The organism is Paenibacillus sp. NPDC058177, from assembly GCF_042883835.1.
Classification (GTDB): Bacteria; Bacillota; Bacilli; order Paenibacillales; family Paenibacillaceae; genus Paenibacillus_AQ; species Paenibacillus_AQ agri.
Window position 1 is genome coordinate 176,650 of record NZ_JBHVVB010000008.1, and the last position, 23,696, is coordinate 200,345.

Annotated in this window: 21 protein-coding genes; 6 read left to right on the forward strand and 15 right to left on the reverse strand. The window is 49.1% G+C overall.

Annotation, left to right across the window (positions count from 1 at the left end; translation table 11 throughout):
• Window positions 1–73 precede the first annotated feature (73 nt).
• Together ACFVU8_RS25560 and ACFVU8_RS25565 are read left to right on the forward strand one after the other, a co-directional pair.
• Entirely contained in the window at window positions 74–1,018 is a 945-nt protein-coding gene (locus ACFVU8_RS25560; protein ID WP_387431080.1) for a hypothetical protein, read from the forward strand.
• 67 nt (window positions 1,019–1,085) lie between these two features.
• The gene (locus ACFVU8_RS25565; RefSeq protein ID WP_175374044.1) at window positions 1,086–1,328 is read left to right on the forward strand and encodes an NHLP leader peptide family RiPP precursor; all 243 of its coding nucleotides are present in this window, start codon (window positions 1,086–1,088) and stop codon (window positions 1,326–1,328) included.
• Window positions 1,329–1,344: 16 nt separating this feature from the next.
• Here ACFVU8_RS25565 and ACFVU8_RS25570 read toward each other — a convergent pair whose 3' ends face one another.
• Window positions 1,345–3,273 carry an ATP-binding protein gene (locus tag ACFVU8_RS25570; protein WP_387431082.1) on the reverse strand — a complete coding sequence of 643 codons (1,929 nt, stop codon included), beginning with the start codon at window positions 3,271–3,273 and terminating at the stop codon, window positions 1,345–1,347.
• Window positions 3,274–3,369: 96 nt separating this feature from the next.
• Entirely contained in the window at window positions 3,370–5,265 is a 1,896-nt protein-coding gene (locus ACFVU8_RS25575) for an ATP-binding protein (protein WP_387431084.1), read from the reverse strand.
• 260 nt (window positions 5,266–5,525) lie between these two features.
• On the opposite strand from ACFVU8_RS25575, the gene ACFVU8_RS25580 reads away from it, so the two are divergent.
• Window positions 5,526–6,140 carry a hypothetical protein gene (locus ACFVU8_RS25580; RefSeq protein WP_387431085.1) on the forward strand — a complete coding sequence of 205 codons (615 nt, stop codon included), beginning with the start codon at window positions 5,526–5,528 and terminating at the stop codon, window positions 6,138–6,140.
• Window positions 6,141–6,234: 94 nt separating this feature from the next.
• On the opposite strand, the gene ACFVU8_RS25585 is transcribed toward ACFVU8_RS25580, so the two are convergent.
• Window positions 6,235–7,458: an MFS transporter gene (locus ACFVU8_RS25585; RefSeq protein WP_379467297.1), complete on the reverse strand. Its 1,224-nt coding sequence runs from the start codon at window positions 7,456–7,458 to the stop codon at window positions 6,235–6,237.
• A 210-nt stretch (window positions 7,459–7,668) separates the two neighbouring features.
• Between ACFVU8_RS25585 and ACFVU8_RS25590 the strand changes: the two genes are divergently transcribed.
• Both ACFVU8_RS25590 and ACFVU8_RS25595 read left to right on the forward strand, forming a co-directional pair.
• Window positions 7,669–8,376, forward strand: coding sequence for a peptidylprolyl isomerase (locus ACFVU8_RS25590; protein ID WP_387431196.1), 708 nt, complete (start codon window positions 7,669–7,671; stop codon window positions 8,374–8,376).
• A 165-nt stretch (window positions 8,377–8,541) separates the two neighbouring features.
• Complete coding sequence (locus tag ACFVU8_RS25595) at window positions 8,542–10,149, forward strand: S-layer homology domain-containing protein (protein WP_387431087.1); 1,608 nt, start codon at window positions 8,542–8,544, stop codon at window positions 10,147–10,149.
• Between the two features lie 757 nt (window positions 10,150–10,906).
• Here ACFVU8_RS25595 and ACFVU8_RS25600 read toward each other — a convergent pair.
• From ACFVU8_RS25600 to ACFVU8_RS25625, 6 genes are all read right to left on the reverse strand, one after another.
• The gene (locus tag ACFVU8_RS25600) at window positions 10,907–12,016 is read right to left on the reverse strand and encodes a Glu/Leu/Phe/Val family dehydrogenase (RefSeq protein WP_387431089.1); all 1,110 of its coding nucleotides are present in this window, start codon (window positions 12,014–12,016) and stop codon (window positions 10,907–10,909) included.
• A 265-nt stretch (window positions 12,017–12,281) separates the two neighbouring features.
• A complete protein-coding gene (locus ACFVU8_RS25605) occupies window positions 12,282–12,935 on the reverse strand; it encodes a nitroreductase family protein (protein ID WP_379467300.1) in 654 nt (217 codons plus the stop codon).
• A 160-nt stretch (window positions 12,936–13,095) separates the two neighbouring features.
• Window positions 13,096–13,533: an RrF2 family transcriptional regulator gene (locus ACFVU8_RS25610; RefSeq protein ID WP_379467301.1), complete on the reverse strand. Its 438-nt coding sequence runs from the start codon at window positions 13,531–13,533 to the stop codon at window positions 13,096–13,098.
• A gap of 149 nt (window positions 13,534–13,682) precedes the next feature.
• Complete coding sequence (locus ACFVU8_RS25615; RefSeq protein WP_175373866.1) at window positions 13,683–14,615, reverse strand: manganese-dependent inorganic pyrophosphatase; 933 nt, start codon at window positions 14,613–14,615, stop codon at window positions 13,683–13,685.
• A gap of 110 nt (window positions 14,616–14,725) precedes the next feature.
• Window positions 14,726–15,541 carry an AAC(3) family N-acetyltransferase gene (locus tag ACFVU8_RS25620; protein WP_387431091.1) on the reverse strand — a complete coding sequence of 272 codons (816 nt, stop codon included), beginning with the start codon at window positions 15,539–15,541 and terminating at the stop codon, window positions 14,726–14,728.
• 51 nt (window positions 15,542–15,592) lie between these two features.
• On the reverse strand, window positions 15,593–16,300 hold the full coding sequence (locus tag ACFVU8_RS25625) for a YjjG family noncanonical pyrimidine nucleotidase (protein WP_379467303.1): 708 nt from the start codon (window positions 16,298–16,300) through the stop codon (window positions 15,593–15,595).
• 181 nt (window positions 16,301–16,481) lie between these two features.
• On the opposite strand from ACFVU8_RS25625, the gene ACFVU8_RS25630 reads away from it, so the two are divergent.
• Window positions 16,482–17,450 (forward strand): MraY family glycosyltransferase, encoded by a 969-nt coding sequence (locus tag ACFVU8_RS25630; RefSeq protein ID WP_376767059.1) that lies wholly within the window; start codon window positions 16,482–16,484, stop codon window positions 17,448–17,450.
• A 117-nt stretch (window positions 17,451–17,567) separates the two neighbouring features.
• Here the strand turns inward: ACFVU8_RS25630 and ACFVU8_RS25635 are convergent, their stop codons facing one another.
• From ACFVU8_RS25635 to ACFVU8_RS25660, 6 genes are all read right to left on the reverse strand, one after another.
• Window positions 17,568–18,089, reverse strand: coding sequence for a mismatch-specific DNA-glycosylase (locus ACFVU8_RS25635; RefSeq protein ID WP_387431093.1), 522 nt, complete (start codon window positions 18,087–18,089; stop codon window positions 17,568–17,570).
• A gap of 33 nt (window positions 18,090–18,122) precedes the next feature.
• Window positions 18,123–20,153 carry a DUF6449 domain-containing protein gene (locus ACFVU8_RS25640; RefSeq protein ID WP_379467305.1) on the reverse strand — a complete coding sequence of 677 codons (2,031 nt, stop codon included), beginning with the start codon at window positions 20,151–20,153 and terminating at the stop codon, window positions 18,123–18,125.
• Window positions 20,128–21,030: an ABC transporter ATP-binding protein gene (locus ACFVU8_RS25645; RefSeq protein WP_387431198.1), complete on the reverse strand. Its 903-nt coding sequence runs from the start codon at window positions 21,028–21,030 to the stop codon at window positions 20,128–20,130. Before ACFVU8_RS25645 ends, ACFVU8_RS25640 begins: the two co-directional genes overlap by 26 nt.
• A gap of 261 nt (window positions 21,031–21,291) precedes the next feature.
• Window positions 21,292–22,032 (reverse strand): amino acid ABC transporter ATP-binding protein, encoded by a 741-nt coding sequence (locus tag ACFVU8_RS25650; protein WP_387431094.1) that lies wholly within the window; start codon window positions 22,030–22,032, stop codon window positions 21,292–21,294.
• A 15-nt stretch (window positions 22,033–22,047) separates the two neighbouring features.
• Entirely contained in the window at window positions 22,048–22,707 is a 660-nt protein-coding gene (locus tag ACFVU8_RS25655) for an amino acid ABC transporter permease (protein WP_387431096.1), read from the reverse strand.
• Between the two features lie 16 nt (window positions 22,708–22,723).
• Entirely contained in the window at window positions 22,724–23,500 is a 777-nt protein-coding gene (locus tag ACFVU8_RS25660; protein WP_379467308.1) for an amino acid ABC transporter substrate-binding protein, read from the reverse strand.
• Window positions 23,501–23,696: the final 196 nt, after the last annotated feature.

Genomic DNA, 23,696 nt, shown 5'->3' on the forward strand with positions numbered 1-23,696 from the left:
GCAGAACGCTATAATCAGGACAAACGTCCCATTTTATTACATAATATTTAAATTTATGACAGGAGATGTACCTATGGACTGGCTTTATGCTTATGAGGAAGAGCTTCGCTTGGTGTTTGAAGATAGCAGGCGTACCATCTCTGCATTTCCAGAGCCACTGCAAGGTCAGGGCATGTCCTACCTTGACCATTTTAACGTATTTACGGCTGGGAGTCACAAGAACTATATCTGTTATCTGCTCCCATTCTGGCTGCGGGACGGATACGGCCTGCCGGCTGAGGTCACCCGTCAGATGTCACGGGGCAATGTGTTCCTCATGCTCTACTTCTTTATTCAGGATGATCTAATGGACAGTCACGAATCCTTCGCTCATTCACATTTGCCACTGGCTAATTTATTCTATGTCGAATTCCTCAAGATTTACCGGCAGCTGTTCCCTTCAGATTCCCCCTTCTGGTCGTTCTTCAGTCGCTATATTACCGAATGGGCCGACAGTGTCAGCAATGAACACACAGGCGATTACTTCAACAATAACCGGGTGAAAATCTCCCATAAAGCAAGCCCACTTAAGCTCAGTAGCACCGCCGTCTTGCTTCTGACCGGCCATGAAGAAGCCGTGCCCTCTGCCGAGGCGATGATGGATGATGTGTTGCTCACCTTGCAGATGCTGGATGACTACGAAGATTGGGAAGAAGATTGGAAATCGGGCAGCTACAACACGTTGCTCTCCCTCGCGAATAGCCATCGGCCAGAGGCGCAAAGCGAACTTACCCTCGGGGAGATTAGGGACTTCATTTTTACGACAGGGGGAATAGAACACTTCGCTGACATTGCAAGAGCCACCAACGACGGACTTTCAGAACATGCTCTAAACGCCCCTCATTTGTATACTTTTCATCAGTTGTTATCTGAAAATTTAACGCATATTTCTGCTTCAATCGAGGAGGAAAAACGTCTTTTGCAGAGCGGAGGACTCTCTTACTGGCTCTCCAAAAATATGACAGATATGCATAAATAGTAATAGAATCAGAATAGGCCTTATGCTATACTAATGAGGAAAATATAACCATTTTGGGAGGGTGATTATTTTGTCAGAAGCGATTCTTAGAAATCAAGTGATTCAAAAGGCATGGGAAGATCCGAGTTTCAAACAAAGACTGCTCAGCGATCCGAAGTCAGCCATCCAAGAAGCTCTGGGCATCATCATTCCCGACAGCGTTACATTAAAGGCAGTCGAGGAAGACTCCAATGAATTCTATCTTGTCATTCCTCCAAGTCCGGCTTCCGGCGCCTTGAAAACCGACGTTAAACCACTGGGTTCCTGGTAATACACCAAGATCAACTTCATAAGGAGCGGGAAGCATCCGGACGTTCTGCCAGCGGCAGTGTCGTAATGGATTCGGTTCCTGCTCCTTTTTTGCTGGAGAACACAATTTCCCCCTGCATGGCCTCAATAATACGGAAGGTCACCATCAGCCCAAGCCCGGTCCCCTTCGTCTTATTGGAGAAATACGGCTCCCCCAGCCGGTTCAGCACCTCAGGCTCCATCCCTTCTCCGTTATCTCTTATACGAATGTGTACCTTGTTGCCTTCACCGTATGCCATGATCTCAATATGACCGTCCTCCCCCATGGCCTCGATGCTGTTCTTGATAATATTGATAAAAGCCTGCTTGAATTTAGAGGAATTCCCCTTGACCCACAGCTCACCTTTTACATTCAGATCCATCTTCCCATTACTCAAATGGCATAGCGGCAGCATAATACTCTCGATATGATGAAATTCCTCGTTCATATTCAGTACACTGATCTGTTCGAATTCCGGCTTGGCAAAGGTCAGGAAGTCCGTAATGATATTAGAGGCCCGGTCCAGCTCACTGATGGCCATGTTCAAATATTTCTTCTCTGCCCCATGTGATTTCCCGCCAAGAAGCTGCAGAAATCCTCTTGTTACCTGAAGTGGGTTGCGCACCTCATGTGCCACAGAAGCCGCCAGTTCACTGATGATCTCTAGTTTCTCTGACCGCTGCAGTTCATTGTTGAACAATTCAAGCTCCCGCGAATACTTGATTACCATCTGGTGGTTCAGCATCAAGCGGCGACCTAAAATAACAATGAGAGACATGATGAATACGACTAACGCCCATTTCCAATAAACTAAGTCATAGTCTCCCTTGCGGACATAGTACCAAATCAGCTCCACTACCCCGGTAAGCGCAGCTGTACCGAAGCCGATGGCAAAAATAATAGCTTCCTTATTGCCCTTGACCGAATAAATGATGACACAGGCAATAAGCAGGATGAACTGAACGATGAGGATAAGTCCCACAATATCCGTGGAAATAAAATAATAGAACTCCACAAAGCGATTCCCGGATAATCCGTTAATCACTAGCCAGGCTAGGCAGAATAGAGAGTAGGCGACCTGGAACTTGCGAAACCGCCGAATTACCGCATACTTGCCGCTTCCGAAGATTCTCTCGAACAGGAAGGTCAAGGAAGGGAGCAATGATAGGAGCGCTATATCCAGCATGACGATACTTACATTGCCAAGATAGCTGTAAAAGGTATAGATAAACGGAGAATAGGTAATGGATAGCACACCTGTGGAGAAGATAACGATGGCCAGGGCCACGATACTGGAGAAATATGCCTGGTTCAGATAAAACACACATACAAACAAAACTAAAGCTACAAAAATAAAGGCGCTGCCCAAAATAACATCCATCAGCCCGCTCTTGACATAAGAGTTGATCAATTCGCTGTGCTCGCCAATGACCACTTTATCCTTGATACCGATTCGGTCCTGCAGTGTTTCCGTCCATATATATAACATTTTCCCGCTGTCCCCGCTACCTAGCGGTAGAAGCAGAGAATAGTTATCCTTGATAAACGAGCGGTCCCCTTCAAAAATTAGCCGGTTATCCACGAACACTTTGACATGCAACGCATACAGAGTCTTAATGTACAGCGAAGGAGAGGTGAAATGTAATTCTGGGATAATCATACGGCTCCAGGCAGCAGAAATACCTGGGGGCAGATCCATACGGCCCTGACTACCATCCACGGTTGTCCAGGCTTGCCCGTCCGTGATTCCCGAAGGCATTTCTGTCCCCGGGACCGGAGCTTGCGGACGACTTTCCCATTCCATCTGCCACTTGGTCAGCTCATACGTTGTTCCGGAATTCGCCGCAGATGCCAGCAGTGAGCTACTGATCATCAGAAGAAGGCAAAGTGCCGCTGTTATATGAAGACTTTTCACAAAGACTCGCATTCAAGCACCTCGCGGGGAATATTGAGAGACTCATTTATGTTCTTACCTTCTATTTCGCGCAAGCGGCCGCCCAATCCTTTAAATACGGAATAAAATCTATTCCGGGTCGACCGCCGGAAATTTGATAATCACCTCTGTGCCCTCGCCCTTCTTGCTCTGGAACTCCAAAGTGCCCTGCATCGCCTCAACGATACGGAACGTTACCATAAGCCCAAGTCCCGTCCCTTTGGTCTTGTTTGAATAGTACGGCTCGCCCAGGCGAGACAGCTCACTGACCTTCATACCTTCTCCATTGTCCTTCACACTAATCAGAATCTGATCCCCTGATCTCCATGAGGTGATGACGATCATCCCCTCTTCGCGCAAAGCTTCGATGCTGTTCTTGATGATGTTGATAAAAGCCTGCTTGAATTTGGAGGAACTGCCGAGCACATAGAGACAAGGCTGCAACTTCAGCTCAATTTCCCCTCCCTGCATGTGGGCCAGCGGAAGCAGAATACCCGACACATGTCTGAGCTCTGCGGAAACATCAAGCTGGACTACCGTCTCCATACCTGGCTTTGCGAAGGTGAGGAAGTCCGTAATAATTAGCGAGGCACGGTCCAGCTCTGCCACCGCCATTTGCAGATATTCCTTTTCCTTCTTACCGGAACGTTCCCCTAGAATCTGTAGAAAACCTCTAGTCACCTGTAGCGGGTTGCGAACTTCATGTGCCACCGATGCAGCCAATTCGCTGATAATCTCCATTTTCTCAGAACGCTGAAGATCGTTATTGAACATCTCGAGCTCACGTGAATATTCCACCACTTGCTCATGGTTTCTGGCGAACCCTCTGCCCAGGATCACAATCAGTGAGATGATGAATACTACCAGACCCCATTTCCACCAGTAGAAGTGATACCTCTCATTGGTGGCAAAGAATAGAGATAACTCTGTCAACGACAGTAGCGCAAAGACGGCAAAGCCTGCAGTGAAAATAATGGCATCCGAATTGCCGCGATAGGCATAGATAGCCGCCAGGGTTAGTAAAAAGACAAACTGGATCATCATCAAGATCCCGACAACACTGACCGTCATGAACCGATATATATCGTCCAAGCGATAAGATGCGGCCGCATTCAATATCCAGAGCGACAGACTGAATAAGGAATAGCCTATCTGGAATTTCCGAAAGGGAACAATAAACCTGTTCTTACTGCTGTCGAATATCCGCTCAAAGTAAAGAGTAAAAGTCGGAAGCAACGTAAACAATGCCAGATCAAACAGCAGCTCTGTCAGCCGGCCCTGACTTCTTAATACAAGTGGCAGGAGCGGTGAGTACACCACGACCAAAATTCCGCATGATAAAATAATCAGCATCAGCAATAAAGCACTGGAGAACGGCTCCTTCTTGAGAAACAGGGAACACACGATCAAGATGGACGCCATAAAAATAAGCGCCGTACCAATGACAATATCCATAAAGTCCTGTTTGATATAGTAATCCAGCAGTTTCCCATAATTCCCCACCAGAATGCGGCCCTCAATGCCGGGTCCTTTGCTGCCGCCTCCGCTACTCCACAAATATAGCTGCCCTCCGGAAGTTTCTTCACTTAGAGGAATCAGAATTTTATTCCCGCTGAAACTGTTCTTTCCTTGCAAATCATACACAAGCTTATTATTCAGGAAGGCCTTAATATCCTCTCCGAATACTTTATCAATTAGCAGTGCTGAATTCTCTGTCAGCCGCGGGACTGTCACCCGCAACCATGCTGCATGGGCTCCCTCCGGGGCCGCTGGCATTGGTGTTTGTTCGATTACTTCTATCCATTCATCACCCCTGGATGCCGCCGCTTTCATGGCATCGGGTGCAGTTGTATTCTCCCATTTCAGTTCCCAACCGGGCAATGCTCTGCCTGATGGTCCGCCCCATTCCAAGGCTACCCCTATAGGAACGATGGCCGTCAGTAGTAATAGCACAAGAACTACCGCCGCTGTTTTTTGTAGTGGCAACTTCATCTCGGCACCTCAGTAAGTCGATAGTTGTATGTATAGTATGTACGCTTCTTAATTTCGACAGCCTTCGAGCTATCCCTCCCTCTATCTGCAAATAACCTCGAAATTAGACGATTTCACCCCTAATCTGGTTAATGCCGGGCCGGAATGAATATATTATGGATGGGGCCTGTCCACCTGTCAGACGATTCGCACCCGCATAGAAGGGTAAAGAATATACATTGGTATTTTACACCATATTTAGGGAGCTGAGATGCATGGGCAATGAATTCAATAAGACAGAAGCCGATTTCGCTTACGAACGATATCGTTCAAGCCGCGATACCTCGCCTGAAGAGGAGATTCCTACAGATGTTATTCGTCCCGTTGGAACAATAACCACGCGGGGCAGCAGCGAAGACCCTACCCCTAAAGACCGGGTCCCGCTGGAATCAGCGCTTGCCATCCACAGGCCTGTCGGAGCCATCCCTGTAGATTTTGACGGGGTTATCGATGAAGGATCAGATCCAGTATTGGTCGGGGATGAATATTTGGCCGCAGATATTGGTCTGAACGTTCCGGAACGGGGCCTTCACCAACAAGAAAGACGGGAGCGTCCGATTCTAGCCTCTCCCGCACCAAAACGGGATGATCTACTTGAATCCGACGCTGTGTTGGCGGCCGACGCAGCGGGCCTGACCGGCACAACTATTGATTTTGCAGATGAGAACGAAACTTCAGCAGAGATCGACTACGACGAAGAGGAACCGCTGGAGGACATCCCGGATGCAGATGATCTGGAAGCGGGAACACCCGTCGACCCTGTCTCTCCCCCAATCGATGCCATGCCGGGCATCGATGTATTGAATGGTTCACAGGGAGAAGAAGACTAACCATCAGAATCTCCATGAAAGTTAAACGCCGCCAGACTAACCGTCTTGGCGGCGTTTATAGGGTAAGCAACCTAATCCAGGGTGCTTCAGCCAATTATTGCGATGAAGCGGAAGTGCCTGGATGACGAACCTCCGATAGCCTAGCCTCCAGTCTGCGCGATTTCACCAGCAGCGCTGCGCCCAGCAGCATCAGCCCGTTAATAACAAATACCCAGCGGATTGGAATAAGTCCACCCAACAGGCCGCCAACAATCGGGCCTGCCATTGTCGCAAGCTGGGAAGCAGATTGGTTCAGTCCGAACGCCCGGCCACGGAAGGACGACTCGGTCACCTGTACAATCATGGCGTTAATGGATGGCAGGACTCCGGCGTAGAACAAGCCATAGGCAAAGCGCAACAGGGCAAATTCCACATAACCCGAGACGAAAAACTGCAGGATGTTGCCGATCCCCCCGCCGATCAAGCCGATGAACAAAATGACTCCGAAGCCCTTGCGGCTACCAATGCGCCCCCACTGCGGCGCCATCAACACGGTAGCAATGCCGACTGCGGAGAAGACAATTCCGGAGCTGAGAGAGGCATGACTCTTAGCTACACCCATACTGAGCAGATAGATCGGGATGAGCGGTTCCAGAATCATCACGGAGAACGTACTGATTCCTCCCAAAATAAGAAGGGTGATGAATACCCGGTTGCTCGCCGCTTCCCTGATATCATCCCGCACATGGGATCTCGGGGCAGAGCGGTCAATGCTCTGCTCATGGGCAAAAAAGGTGGCGGTCAGTGCTGAGACCAAAACCATCACTGCAGAGAACAGGAACGCGCTCCGGTTCCCGGAATAATAGCTCACCACACCACCGATCAGCGGCCCAATGATACTTCCGGTTGCCCCTGCCGTAGACATAATGCTAAGGGCATAACCAGTCCGCTCTTCAGGCGTATTGGTCGCTACCATGGCAATCGCCGCAGGAATGAATCCCGCCAGCAGCCCCTGGAGAATACGCACAAGCAGAAAAACGTATGGATCATGCACAAAATAATTAATCAGATACAGCGCGGCCAGGCTGAATCCTGAACGAATCAGCATCGGCTTGCGACCGTATTTGTCAGCCAAAGAACCCCAGTACGGTGCGATCAGAGCACTGGCCAGAAATGTAATGCCGAAACTGATACCGGACCAGATCTCCAAATGGTTCGTTACCCCAAGCTCATCGGAGAGAAAAATAGAGAGGAACGGAATCGAGATCGAATATGCCGTACTGCAAAAGAAAACTCCTACCCAAAGCACGATCAGGTTCCGCTTCCACGAAAAGTTCATCAAGTACACGTCCTTTCAGCGTTTTCCTTGGAAGCATCCTACTATTGTAAACCTCTTTGCAACAGGTGCCAATCCCCAGTACGGGACAAGCATTTTTTTGCATGCAGCGGGACAAAGAGGTTATTATAGGCTAAGACAATGATTTTTCAAGCTAAAGGAGCGAATAAAAAGGTGAAGTTGACAAGAAAGAATCCTGCCATCCTTCTGGTAATGCTATCCTTGCTGCTGATTGTAGTGTCCGGTTGTGGTGCGAAGCCAGCAGCCAATAATAGCAGTAGCGCTGCAGGCAATCAGACGGGGAATCAATCCAGCAATACCGCACAGGAAACGGCAGCACCACAGGAAACCAGCACACCGCAGAACAATGCCGAGGGCAGCGGGCTTCCCTCTGACACTGCAAGCCATCCTGTAGTAACCATCGAAATGGCTGATGGCGGAATCATCAAGGCCGAGCTGTACCCTGAGGTTGCTCCTAACACCGTCAACAATTTTATCTCCCTGATCCAAAAGGGCTTTTATGACGGAACCATCTTCCACCGGGTCATTCCAGGCTTTATGATTCAAGGTGGCGACCCTGACGGCACCGGCATGGGTGGACCGGGTTACAGCATCGCTGGCGAATTCTCCGGCAATGGGTTCAACAACAACCTGCTACATACGGAAGGTGTCCTGTCGATGGCCAGATCGCAAGATCCCAATTCCGCAGGCTCCCAGTTCTTCATCATGACAGCTGATGCTCCACATCTTGATGGAAGCTACGCTGCATTCGGCAAGGTCACAGAAGGTCTTGAAGTAGTAGACGCCATCGTGAATTTGCCCCGCGACAGCTCTGATCGGCCAGAACATCCACCGGTCATGAAGAAGGTAACTGTCGATACCCTTGGCGTCACGTATCCGGAACCACAAAAAGTACAGTAGCACCATTAAATCAACAAAAACCCGGCAGAACGTTAGCGGTGAGATTACCGTGAGCGCTGCCGGGTTTCTTAAGTTATGAGGCATGTAATCTACCAATATCTCATCAATGAATAACGATTCAATCTTTGATACAATTTTATAATTGATATCAATAGGAGGAATCTCGTGAAGAGCATATTCAGTAGATTCATATTTGCAGCCATCGTTATCATTTACGCAATAAGCTCCTGGAGTCAGCCTATGTTGGCGGATAAACTGCCGCCTTTTGAAGATATAAGCACCAGCTATGCTAAAGACGAAATTATCGATTTATATAATAAAAAGATTATTACAGGAACCTCATTAACGAGTTTTTCACCAACAGAGTCTATTACTAGAGCCGAATTTATAACGATACTGGAACGTTTGCTAAAGCTTGATCCCGTAGCCAGTCCAGTAACATCCTTTAGAGATGTAGCGAAAAACGCATGGTATTACGGCTCTATTCAAACCGCTGTGCAGTTGAACTTGGCAACTGGAACCTCACCGACTACTTTTGCTCCTAAACAAGCCGTGACAAGACAAGAGGCTGCTGTCTGGATGGCAAGAGCCTTGAAACAAGCGAGTGGAAATTTTACTAATCTGACAACCTACAAGGATAGTAATCATATCGCTGCTTGGGCTGGCGGTTCTGTTGCTGCCGTTAGTAAGCTAGGATTAATGAAAGGCGATGAAACCGGATATTTCCGGCCTACGGAAGCCATAACCCGGCAGGAAGCCGCTGTACTGATGTATCGGGTGTTGCAAAATAAAAACTGGGCTGCTGCACTTGAGCATGCACCAAATGAAGAAATCGTTATCGGTTGGCAGTATGGATCCACCGCAGAATATGAGCGTGATATCTTGAAATCCGATGTGAACACCTTGTCACCGCGTTGGTATTTTGTAGGGAAGGATGGCGTCGTATCAGATTTAACGGAAACCTCACTGATTTCATGGGCAAAGGGTAACCATAAAAAGATTTGGGCAATGGCCGGCAATCGATCCGATCAAGAAGCTACGCATCAACTGTTATCCAGCACTACTTCCAGAAATACAGCCATTACGCAATTAGTAGCTATGGTGAGTAAATATGGCCTTGATGGGCTTAATATTGATTTTGAAAATGTAGATGGTGCTGATCGGCGGTCTTTCACTGATTTCATTACATTATTGGCGGTGAAGCTGCATGCCGTGGGGGCTACACTGTCTATAGATGTATCACCAGATCTTGGAACTGATTGGACTGCGGCATTCGATTATGCTGCGCTTGGCAAACAAGCCGATTATGTTGTCATCATGGGGTACGATGAGCATTACGAAAGCAGTCTCTATCCTGGCTCTAATGCTTCGCTTCTCTATATTTCAAATGCAATAGATACTCTTCTGAAGGTCGTCTCCAGTAAAAAGGTCATCTTAGCTATGCCATTCTATAATCGGGACTGGACGCTCCTGCCAAATGGAACAGTGTCCTCATCACAATATATAACGTTTCCTGAACAGAACCAGCGGATCAGCACCTATTCCATGCGACCGGTGTGGAATGATACCTTGGGTCAATATGTTGCTAGCTACACGAAAAATGCTATTAAACACACAATTTGGTTGGAAGACGGGCGGTCTTTAATTGCAAAATACAACGTTGTTGCTAATAAAAAATTAGCTGGTGTCGCCTATTGGTACATTGGCGGAGAAAGTCCAGATATTTGGACGAGCCTTAGGAATGCCGAGAAATATTATGGTTATGCTTTCTAAAGATGTGGAATTCAGAGGACAGTTAGGGATATGACTGGATTGTGCCGCCACGGATCGGGAGGTCTTCCAACCACTGTTAAAGCCTGATTTTTGGATTGAAAGTTTCTCCACAAAACAACTTCATCAACACAACCGACCCAATCGGTTCAAGATATCGTATGGAGCTAACATTGAGTGCTCGCGGATGAGACCTAACATTGGAATGCTCGCGGATGTGACCTAGCATTGAGTGCTCGCGGTTGTGACCTAACATTGAGTGCTCGCGGATGAGGCCTACCATTGGAGTGCTCGCGGTTGTGACCTAACATTGGAGTGCTCGCGGTTGGGGAGCTCCCATATAGGAGCTAACGGACCTTATCGTCGTTATTTCCGCATAAAGCTTCTTTTTAAGCAGCTAGCGGACTCAGGTGACGTTATTTCCTCCCAAGTAGCGGATCTTGGACAGGATTTCTGCCCATAGGGTCTCTGGAGTCCGTTATCTTCCTGAAAGATTGAATAGATAGACAATAAGGCCTCTGGGGTCCGTTACTTGGCGGCAACACGAAGCAATCCGTGATTTTGTGGTGGACACAGAGAAAATAAATAAAATCTGGATTCGTTAGCAATTGGAATAACGACGCTCCTTCGCACAGCATCCATTCTAAGCTCTCACGTCGATCCCCGCTCCAAACATAAAGGGTATCCCAGCAGCCATGTCATGGCTTTTGAGATACCCCTCTGCTTTAAAACGGTCATTCGATTATCTACAAGACCATGATTACCTTACCGACAGATTTCTTCTGCTGAGGGTGTGATGCCCGTTCTGCAGGAATGTGCTGCGGGTATTTTTGAGAGACGCTATCCGCTCCTCTGCAAGCCGGTCGGCTGCGGCGTAAGTCGGAATTCCGTGGTTGCGCGAAATCTCCAGCACTTTGGTGATGTTATCATAGATCTTCGCAACCTGCTGATAGGCACGTTCCCGGTTATACCCGTTCAATTCATCAGCAATGTTAATTACACCGCCAGCATTGATCACATAATCCGGTGCATACACAATGCCCATCTCATGCAGAGCCTCACCATGCCGCGCTTCCTTCAACTGATTATTCGCCGCACCAGCAATAACGCTGGCCTTGATCAGTGGCAGGGTCTCGTCATTCAGAGTTGCCCCCAGTGCGCACGGTGCATAAATATCACACGCTACACCGATAATCTCATCAGGATCAACCGCCTTCGCACCGTAAGCTTCAACAGCACGTCTGACTGCCTCCTTGTTGATATCCGTCACGATCAACTGAGCGCCTTCCTCATGCAGATGCTTGCACAGATTGAAAGCGACATTGCCAACACCTTGAACGGCAATCGTCTTGCCATCCAGTGAATCCTTACCGAAAGCCGCCTTGGCTGCTGCCTTCATTCCCTGATAAACGCCAAATGCTGTGGCAGGCGAAGGGTTGCCCGAGGAACCGAAGGTTGGAGAGGTACCGGTGACATAATCCGTCTCCTGATAGATGATGTTCATGTCTTCTTCCGTTGTACCTACATCCTCAGCCGTGATGTAACGGCCGTTCAATCCTTGTATGTATCGCCCGAAAGCGCGGAACATGGCTTCACTTTTATCTTTTTTCGGATCGCCGATAATTACAGTCTTACCTCCGCCCAGATTCAATCCAGATACGGCATTCTTGTAGGTCATCCCTTTGGCAAGGCGAAGGGCGTCTATGACGGCTTCCTCTTCAGAAGCATACGTCCACATCCGTGTACCCCCTAGTGCTGGCCCCAGGGTAGTATCATGAATCGCAATTATCGCTTTCAGGCCTGATGCCCTATCTTGACAGAATAACAACTCCTCGTAGTCATCCCGTTCCATTGCTGCAAACCATTCCATGTCTTCAAGTCTCCTGTCTCTTGATCTAGTTGTTCCAAGCTACCCTAACAAAGCTAGTATAAGCGGAGAAAAATGTCAATGTGATACAACACGGCGATCATACCCAATAGTGGTGATGGGACCAAACCCTGTATTGTCAGGATCATAGGATTTTCCGAATGAAAAAACATGACTGCCTTTCACCGAGCCGTAGTCAAATTAAAAAACTCAAAAAAGCCGGCCGGCTTTCACCGGTCGGCTATTATTTATGATTACACAAGCAGAATTATTTCTCCCCTTGGAATTCATTCCAAAATGTCACTTGTTCGAGCGGCAATCTTGTGGTTGGCCGTCCTTCAGCAGCGGCTTTACCTAGCGCGATCAGCATTACGGGAACATAACGCTCCGGAATCTGGAACAGTTCACGGAAAGCAACAGGATCATAGCCACCCATAGGAACAGTGTCATAGCCTTTAGCTTTTGCTGCCAGCATAAGCTGCATGGAGATCAGACCGCCGTCGATTAGGGCGATATTTCTGCGCCGTTCCGGACTGAAGCTGGAATAATTATTCCAGGTGTTGTTGACCATCGTTTCCTTGATCTCTGGCGTGATGAATCCCTCAGCCTGCGCCTTATCATAGATTGTATGCACATTGCGATAAGCCTCGGTATCGCCCAAAACAGCGATTATAGCCGATGCGTCCACAGTCTGCTGTTGATTATAGGCGATCGGCAGCAATTTTTCTTGCAACGACTGGTCGTTAATCACGATGAAGCGCCATGGCTGAAGATTGGAGGATGAAGGGGCCAAAATGGCCTCATTGAGAAGCTCCTCGATTTCCTCCTTGGAAATTTTCCAGGATGGGTCGTATTTACGCACGGAGCGCCGCTCGGAAATCACCTTCTTAAATTCCTGCTCTACCTTTAATTCTGTTGTCATAATAACGCCTCCTCTTCCTATCCTATTTCTGTGTGTTTAAATGCACAGTTAGTTGCAAAAAAAATTTATCCCTGTGTCTTCCCCTGCTGCGCTTGAATCTATGTCATCAGATTTAACTGTAATTTTATATGCACAGTATAATTCAGAAAAAACAACTTTGTCAACAAACGGTTCTGGCTGTCAAATCTGCAAGTGTATGTTGCTCCAGCACAGACACTACACTCTGGTCCATTTCATCCAGAATATCATCGCATGCCTCCTTCATTCGGTTGCCGAATTTAGAGTCGCATATGGTTTCACTCACAGCCTTATTGCGTGATTCGCCTACTTCTAATGCCCGGTAAATCTCTGCCAGCGTAATATCTTCCGGAGCCTTGTTCAATATATATCCGCCGTCCCGGCCTTCTCTTGTCACAAGCAATTGATCGCGGACCAGACTGGCTAGAATGCGTCTTAACGCGGTAGCTTCCGAATCTAATAGCTCCGCCATTTCACAACTGGAGCAGGTCGTAGCTTTGCGGGCGAGAATAACCATGGCCTGTAGCGCCAATCCGAACGACTTGTACTGCAGAGATCCTGTATTTCTCGTCTTTGTCATGATGGCCCCTCTTTCTGATGTGATCTCTATTTATGCTCTAAGTATAGGCTTCAATCACTATTTTGGCAAAATAAAAGCTCTGCCGCTACCCAAAAGGGTACGGCAGAGCTCTATATCCATGCACATTGTTCTTGTATGGCTAAAGCTTCCTACAGCTTGGCAATCGCCTCTGTCAGCACAGGTACGATTTGCGATTTGCGGGAAACAACGCCCTTCAGAACAGCTTTATTGTCATCCAGCTTCACATTGTAAGCCTGTTCTACAGCACCAGCTACGCGGCCTAGAGCCAGCCCAATGGAATCGTTGTTCAGGATATCCGTAACCACGAACAGGAACAGATCGAGCCCCTTTTCGTCAATAATAGCGGTCAGTGCAGTTTCCAGCTCAGCTTGACGGGAAAGGACATCATTGGTGTCAACCGCATTCACTTGTGCGATTTCGACTTTGTATTCACCCATCTTAAATTCCTTGGCATCCAGAGAGATCAGTTGGGCAATGCTCTTGTCACTAAGGTCTGCGCCAGCCTTCAACATGTCGAGGCCGTAGCTTTCTGCATCCACACCGGCGATTTCAGCCAGCTCACGGGCTGCAGCTACATCTTCAGCCGTGCAAGTAGGAGATTTGAACAACAGAGAATCGGAAATAATGGCAGACAGCATCAGACCAGCAATTTCCTTTGGAATGGCAACACCGTTTTCTTTGTACAGCTTGTTGAGGATGGTCGCTGTACAACCCACTGGCTCTGCACGGTAGTAGAGCGGATGTGCAGTCTCAAAGTTGGCGATCCGGTGGTGGTCGATAACTTCGACAACGCGCACTTGATCGATATCGTTCGCGCTTTGCTGACGTTCGTTGTGGTCAACCAGAATAACCTGTTTAGCTTCGGTAGCAACATTCTCCACCAGACGAGGAGCCTGCACTCCGAAATGATCCAGCGCAAACTGAGTTTCGCCATTAACCTCTCCAAGACGAACCGGCTCAGCATCCCAGCCCAGTTCTTTCTTCAGTGCAGCATAGGCAATTGCCGAACAGATTGTATCCGTGTCCGGATTTTTGTGTCCAAAGACCAATGTTTTTTCCATTTCCAATCTCCTTACTTTGGTTTATGTGAGATTAATATACCATACAATGGTAGGGACTAGCCAGTTGGTTTCCCTGACCGAAACGGGCGAGCAATATTTTTTCACGGGATCTAACGGTACACTGGTTGTGTACGTTTGGTCTTAGGCAGGGGCAAGGGCTTGTCCTCCCCGTTCAGCGGCTCGTTGTCCGAGAAGAGGTCCGGCTCCTCACGCAGCATTCGGCTCAGCAGTTCCGTAGTCTCCACGGCTCCACACACCATCACCGCGGCATCACCAAAACTTCCTCTACGCAGGGCCCCTCCGTCTTCGAGCACCCCCTCCACCTTCCAGAAATGCTCCGACCAGGATAGGCCACAGTGCCTGCGGGAAGGTACGGCGATTCTCTCACCGCCGGGCGTCACAGTGATTAGATCCTCATGATCATCAGTCATCCGGCCCGGAATATCCAGCCATTCCTCGATACCGTGAATGAATGTGTTGCGCCGCAGGTCTACGCCCAGCAGCATAATATCCGCCTCACGGTCCAGCAGCCTGCCCCAGACAGAGCCGCGGGCGCAAGGCGTATCCCACCGCTCATCCCCGGCGGTGAACTCAGCCGAGTCCGTACCCAGCGCCGCAACGGAGTGGGTCGGATGCCAGGAACGAATTACGCCGGGACGCTTGCGGAACAATTCCGGCAATACACCGACGCAGGACGGCGAATCTGCAACAGAGAAATGCGGATTCTCAGCGTTAATATATGCCCATGTATGGGTGGGCAATACTAGCAGCCCATCCGACATATATTCACTCAAGGCATCCAGGACGGTGTCGGCACCGCCCTCAACCTGCCCGATGCTTTTCAAGGATGAATGCACCAGAACGGTTCCCCGCGGGTCAATTCCGAGCATCTGCAGCTGCTTCATCAAACTTTCTTTCGTATGCAATTCGCTTCCCTCCTTGTCTTCCGGGCCTAAGCCTCAGTCATGAACCGTCCGCTAGAGGATCGCAGGCGTCTCGCCATGCCCGACAATCGCCAGCAGCTCCGATAGATCGCTGATTTCGAATTTGGGCTTGATGCCTAGAGTATTAGGCTTATTCAGCGGGTTGAACCAACAGGTATCAATACCGTAATTAATGCCGCCCTGGATGTCGGAGGTCAGAGAATCCCCAACAATCAGTACCGATGCCTTATCTGTAATGCCAAGCTTGGTAAAAGCGTAATCGAAAATACCAGTCTCCGGCTTCTGACATCCGGCCTCTTCGGAGATAATGATCTGCTCAAAAACATTGTTGAGCGGCGAACCCTGAATTCTGGACGTCTGCACCTCTTTATAACCGTTCGTGATAATCGCCAGACGGCAGTCTCCAAGTGCCTCGCACAGTTCCACCGCTCCCTGGATCAGAAAAGTCCCTTCTCCCAGATAGCGCAGGTACGCTTCACTGAACGCCTCCGGGTCAAGGGCCAGGCTATGAGCAGTGAACAGCCGATTGAAACGCTCTACCCGCAGCGCCGCAGCGCTGATTTCTCCCCGCTCCAGATCCTTCCACAGCGCATGATTGATCTCCTGGTAGCTAGCCGCATAATCCTGTGCTCCGGTCGGCAGACCGAAATGAGCAAAGGTATGACTCAGCGCATGGCTTTCTGCCATCCCGTAGTCATATAACGTATCATCCGCATCGAATAAAATAACCTCGTAGTTCATAAAGTCCTCCCGAAAACGTCTTTTCCCAAAGGTACTATAGGGTTCTGGGCAAGTCAATGACGGGGGTCCTGGACAAAATTCTAACGTAACAAAAAATGTCAAATGAAGCATATAATCGACAACCTGTCCCTTTTTACGGTATACTTCGAAAAGATGGGTGTTTTCAAAATAATCAACGGTGGTGAGCGTTATTTTATACGTTTTTTCGTTTCTGGTGTCGTTTCTCATCGTCTATTTTTTGATTCCTCCGCTGGGCAGGCTGGCTTTCAGGCTTGATTTTGTGGACAAGCCAAGAAAAGATGTTGAACGCAAAATACATAGAGAGCCTATTCCACTTACTGCCAGCTACGCTATTTTCCTTGGATTCTTCATTACTTACTTAGCATTTGCCCGTGAATTCAACATGGAGACCGTCGCCTTGTTCGCAGGAGGCGTTCTGCTTCTGACCATAGGAACAATAGACGACTGGTACAAGACCAAAGGCAAGGATTTCCCTGCACTGCCTAAGCTGTTGGTTCAGGTCACCGCAGCCATTCTGGTCTACCTGTCCGGTAATGCCTTTACCGGCTTCTACAATCCATTCTCCGGCGATTATATCGTTCTGCCGGTGATCCTGCAGTTCCTGCTGACGATCCTTTGGATCTTCGGCGTGACGACCGTAATTAACTTCTCGGACGGTATGGATGGACTGGCCGGTGCGCTGACAACCATCTCGGCCATCACCCTATTCGTAGTGGCCCTGGCTAAAGGTCAATCATCTTCTGCCATCATGGCCATCGCACTGGTGGGCGTTACACTGGCTTATCTGCGCTATAACAAGCCGCCAGCCAAAATCTTTATGGGCGATGCCGGGGCCACCTTCCTCGGTTTCATACTGGCCGTGATTGCGCTGGACGGTGCCTTCAAGCAGGCGACTGTGCTCTCGATCTTTATCCCGATCCTGGCGCTGGGCGTACCCATCTTCGACAACATTTTTGTTGTCATTCGCCGTCTCATCCAGGGCAAGGCCATTTATGAAGCGGATGCCACCCAGGTTCACTACCGCCTGCTCCGGGCAGGGCTGAACCAGAAGCAGGTTGTTGCTGTGCTGTGCCTGATCAGCATCTGCCTGTCGCTGTCATCCATCATTCTGCTGCTGATCCAGACTTAAGGCCGCAGTTGCCTTCCCTGGTACCCAGGGAAGAACATTAGATCCAAGACAAAGCAGCCCATCTCCAATTTCGGAGATGGGCTGCTTTTTTAACATTGATTGGCTGACCTTTAACATTCAGTCTTCGTTCTCTTCCGTGAACTGGGACAACTCCCGGTAGATGCCAACGATCTCATGCATCGGCATCCGCACCAGACCACTGGAAGACGGGGCCACGAATTCCCGCACCCCATCGACAACCGGCTCCACAGTATCCTGGAAGCCCCAATCCACTTTACTTCTACGGGTAAACTCCGTGTACACACCTTTGCCGACAAAGCAGGCAACCTTCGGCCTGTACTTCTCCAGTTTGGCCCGCAGCAGCTTCCGGCCTGCAACGTATTCCTCGCGGGCAATGTCCTCGACTCCACGCGTAGGCCGGGCAACAATATTCGTAAAACCGTATCCAAGCTTCAATAGCTCCCCGTCCTGGGAGGCATCATATAATCTTGGTGTCAGTCCCGACTGATGCAAAATCCGCCAGAAATTGTTGCGGGGATTGGCATAGTGATGACCCACCTCTCCCGATCGCAGACTCGGGTTGAACCCGATAAACAGGATCTGCAGTCCATCATCCAGATGATCGGCAATTTCATTCATCAAGCACTCCTCCTTGATCAGCGAGCTATGATTTTATCGAAGCAGTTTCTTTAATTCTGGCGACAGATCGTCCGCTTCTATCAGTACATATTCCGGTGAACCATCTTCATAATTCTTTTTAACCAGATAAGTGCCCTTGCGGATCACATACTTCTTCTGGTATTTCAGAACGTCGGTAATTTGGTCCTTGTCTTGGGTTACCACGGAGCGATTTTGCTTGCGGGCAATTCCCAAGTATTGCTCAGGGTCGTAATAGTACGAACGGTCACCCTGAAGGATTTTTGGTTCAAAGGCAGCGATCTCTACAGAGGCAATATTTTTGGCCGTTATCATAATTTTGTCGGAATACCCTTTGTCCGCCAGCCAGTTCAGCAGCCTGTGATAGGAGGGTAGTATGCTATAGCTGTAAAAAGAGATCACGTTCCTGTCTTCCATCGTTATCGGAATATCGACATCCGCAAGCGGAACATCATCCCCAATCTGATCGGCATACGACATATCCAAAATTTCTTGACGTAAAAGTGCCTTGAATTCGTTGATCTCCGCAGAATGGGTAAGGACGACTACGCCCTCCCTTGTGCTAATATTCATAGTCTTCACGTCATGCTCAAGCTGTGACAAGACATACTCCGACTTCTTGTAGCCTGCTGTCTCCATGATTGCTCTCAGCTCCGGCTCGAAGCCGGCAACAGGCACCTGATATTGCCTGGTCAAAGTGTGTCCGTTCGTCATTCGGTATACAATGCTCATGCTGCGCACTCTGGAATCCTTATAGAAAGACTTCCCGGTGGGCACTGCAGGACGGATTACGGAGAGTGTACTGTGTAGTTTTTGAACAGCCCTGATATAATCCTTGTCACCTGAGAACGGATCGACTTTACTGAACGGACTATACGCCTCGTAGGGATTCGTTGAGCTCTCCTTCTGAGTGTACAGATTATACAAACTTCCGGCATACACCTGAGTTATTTCCCCTTCATCCGGCACTCTAGCTTCATATCCCGTCCAACCGGAGACAGGGATATAGAGCAGCAAACTCAACAGCAAAGTATAGATCGCAAAGTCGAGCGGAATTTTGCGGTTCATGATATGCCAGGTTTTACGAATAACCATCTCAGATAAAATATAGCCGACTACTGCTCCAATCGCATAACCTCCGAAAGTCCAGGCCAGTCTGCCGCTCATATTAATGGAAAAATAGTTTCCGGCGATCAGCATGCAGCACAGCATCACTCCCGCTTTGAAGAGCGGATTGAAATAAGTAAAGGCGATCGCCTGACCGGCCATCTCGACATGACGCTTCCGGTACAGCAAGTAACTCAAGGCCACGACGACAACAGTCAGTCCGACATATACACATAATTCACTGACCTCGAACGCCTGGTTGCTTACAGAGAAAAGATGCACAAGGGGCGACCAGAGATCACTACGGATGCTATTGGTATAAATTCCGTATGGATATCCATACAGATACAAAGAAAAATAATATGAGATCAGTTGCATCAGCATGTAGGGCAGTATAAGTAATACAAAGCTTGCAATTCCCTGGAGAACGGTTTGTCCTGTACAAATTCCTACAAAGACACTAAAACAAAACAGGAAAATGGATAGAACGCTGACTGCAATAGCCCATGTCCAGATATCCTTGCCTGTAAAATCATAGAGATCTCCGGTCCACGGCCGGGTGATCGCCGTTATGGCTGCACAGAGCCAAACCGGTACAAGCACCAGCACGATCCCACTTCCCAAATGAGAGGTCAGAAGATGCTCCCTGCGCAGTGGTAAGCTATGCATTAGATCAGCAGGAGCCTTAACCTGAAGATAACGGAATAACATAAGCCCCGCAGACAAGGGAATAAGGACAATCAGCATCCCTTGCATCCCGTCACCAAGCTGAAATAGACTCGTGACCTTTTGATTGAACAGACTGGGGTTACCGGTCATGAACATTTGCAGCGGTACCGCAAAAATCAAGCCAAGTGTATAGATGATGCCGATCCAACCGTATTGCCGGAAATTCTGGCGGATCAGCGCAAGATTAAAGAAGCAGCGGGCGCGTGTCATACCCGGCATCCCCCATTTCATAGATAAAGATTTCTTCCAGCGTCAGCGGTAGAAGATCAAACACATAAGGCTGATAAATCCCGAAGGCTGCCGTAATCCGCTCACGGTCGCCTCGGACAATAAGCAGGCTGACACTGCCTCTGACTTCACGGTGCAGTACCTGCAGCTTGGACGATATCGCTCGTTCATGCCGTTCGTCTCGGAAGGCGACCTGAACCTTATGCGTATCTTCCTTGAGATCATTGAGATCCATCTCGACCCGCATCTTACCGCCATGCATAATACCAACAGGCCCGCATATGTCTTCGATTTCATGGAGATTATGTGAGGAGATCAGGACCGTCAGTTGCCGCTCGGCCACTTCTTGAAAGAGCAGATTCTTGATTTGGCGCCGCATCACGGGGTCCAGTCCGTCATGCGGCTCATCCATCACCAGCACATCAGGCATGCAGGCGAGGCTCAGCCAGAATGCAGCCTGCCGCTGCATTCCCTTGGAGAAGCGGCTTAGTTTGCGGCTCGTGTCCAGCCGAAACACATCACCGAGCTGCTCAAACTGTGCCTGATTCCAGCGCGGATACACCGAACGATAAAAATTGGCCATACTTTTGATCGTTGACTGCGGAAAGAAGGCGGGGCTATCCGGTATAAATATAATCCGCTGCTTGACCTCTGGCCGCTCAAAGATAGGTTCACCGTCCATCTTAACGGTTCCGGATTCCGGCTGAATGATACCGGCAAGTATCTTCAGCAACGTGGTTTTACCTGCGCCATTGGAACCTAGTAACCCGTAAATCTTGCCTTTATGTACAGTCAGGGAAATGCCATCAACGGCGACTTCACCGCGAAAAGACTTTCTGACTCCCCGTATCTCTAGCACTTCGCTGTCTCCCTTCGAGCTTCTGTTGTGCCCATTGTCCATCATTCATTATTCCCCTGCTGCCCCGGTCGTATAAAATTAAATGCTGCACCAGCAGCCTTTTAATCTGTATCCACATGTATGAACTGTACTATAATTATTGTTACGGCCCTAACAACTGTCAATGAAAAAAGCGCATAGAAGTCTATGCACTTTTTCCCATTGTTCACTATTCTTTTTAATTTTTGCTGTGAAGAAATGTATAACACCCGTTTATTCATGCTAGAGTTTGAGAAAAGAACGGGTCCGCGCAAGCTTCGGGCTGCCAAAAATCTGCTCCGGGGTCCCCGACTCGGCAATCTCTCCCTTGTCCATAAAGATAATCCGGTCGGCCACATCGCGAGCAAAGTTCATCTCATGGGTAACGATGATCATCGTCATCTTCTCCTCGGCCAGTTGGCGGATAACCCGCAGTACCTCTCCCGTCAGCTCCGGGTCCAGTGCCGAGGTCGGCTCATCAAAAAGCAGGATGTCCGGATCCAGCATCAGCGCCCTGGCAATCGCCACCCGCTGCTTCTGTCCGCCGGACAGCATCGAAGGAAAGGCGTCGGCCTTGTCAGCAAGGCCCACCTTGGACAATAGATCCTTGCTTCTCGCTGTGATCTCCGAACTGCTCTCCCGCTTCAGCGTCCGCGGAGCCAGCTCCAGATTCCCCCGCACTGTCAGATGCGGGAACAGATTAAAATGCTGGAACACCATGCCCATCTTGGACGTAATTTCCTTGATCTGGGCATGCCCGGCGTAGCTGCCGTTGTCTACCAGCGCCTGGCCCTGAATGATGATGCTCCCGCCGTTAACCTCCTCCAGATGCACTAAACTGCGCAGCATCGTGCTTTTCCCGGAGCCGGACGGGCCGATCACCGCCACCGTCTCTCCCTGATCTACGGCGAACGTCACCTTTTTCAGCACTTCAAGCTTGCCAAATGATTTTTGCAGTTCTTTTACTTCGATCATACTGCTCATAGATGGACATTCCCTTTACTCGAATTTGAAACGCTTCTCCAGCGTCTTAAAGAATAACGTTAATACCAACGTCATCAGCAGATAAATCACGCCTGCCACCACAAACGGGGTCACCGTAAAATCACGGTTCACCGCTGTCTTAGCATAGTTCAGCAGTTCCGGAACCGCTACGGCATACAGTAGCGCCGTATCTTTGACCAGTGAGATGGACTCATTCGCCACCGCAGGCAGTGCGACCCGGAACATCTGCGCAAGAATGACCTTACGCAGGGTCTGCCATTTGCTGAGCCCCAGCACTTTAGAAGCTTCATACTGCCCCTTGTCGATGGACAATAGCCCACCGCGGAATATCTCAGCAAAGTAAGCGCCATAATTAAGGATAAAACCGAGGCTCGCCGCCGTAAAACGATCCATGACCAGATACTCGCCGATGACGGGAATCTGCGGTAGACCGAAGCAGAAGAAAAGCAACTGTAGCAGCAGCGGTGTTCCGCGCATGACATAGATATAGCTGTTAGCAATCCAGGCCAGCGGCTTCATCGTGCTTTTCGCCATCAGCGTTACTACAAATCCCAGCGGGATGGACAGCACAATTACAATCAGAAAGAGCAGAATCGTTGTCCGCGCGCCCTCCAGCATAGGCCCGGCGATTTTAATTATATAATCGAGACTCATTGTACCCGCTCCCTGCCTAGTTTAGCACCTTGTTCTCTCCAAACCACTTGGTGGAAATCTCAGCTGCTGTTCCATCACTGTTCATCGTATCAAGCGCCTTTTGCAGCTCGTTTAGCAGCTCTTCATTCCCCTTCTTGATACCTACCCCATATTGCTCTGGTGCTAAAGATTCATCCAGCAGCTTGAAGGTGCCGGGTTCTTTAGACATATAATATCTGGCTACAACCTCGTCAATGACTACGCCGGCCAGACGCGAAGTTTTGAGATCCGTGAGGGCCAGGACATTGTCCGGAAATTCGGAAATGCCTGCAACCTTATCCTTAATTGGGTTGGCATCCAAGGCATCCGCTGCAGAGGACAGGCTTTGCAGACCGATTTCCTTGCCGGCCAGATCTTCCAGCTTAGACAGTGGTGAAGAAGCCAGCACTACAACAACCTGACTGTTCTCCAGATATGGCTTTGTGAATAATACCTTCTCTTTACGCTCATCCGTGATCGTATAACCGTTCCAGATCATATCAATGCGTCCGCTGTTCAGCTCCGATTCCTTGGCCGACCAGTCGATTGGCTGGAAGGTGACTTCCTTGCCCATTTTTTCAGCAGCCGCTCTTGCATAATCAATGTCAAAACCAACAATTTCATTCGCATCATCCCGGAAGCCCATCGGTGCGAATTTATCATCAATCCCGATCACCAGCTTGCCGCTATCCGCTTTACCATTCGACGAGGTGCAGCCCGCCAAGAGCAGAATCGCTGCCATCGCTGTTACCATCCATAATCCCATTTTCTTCATCTTTGTTCTCCCCCTAGTAAATGAAAGCATCTCTCCGCTTTAATTCGTTAATACGTTATTAGAGTATCATGATAACATAGCCTATGAATGTCGTCGATAGAGTTGGGCCCCCGATCTGTGTCAAAAAAGAAAAAGCAGTGCCGCGATCCGCTGAGGAAGGGTGCACTGCTTTTATATATAAGATGAACTTAAGATC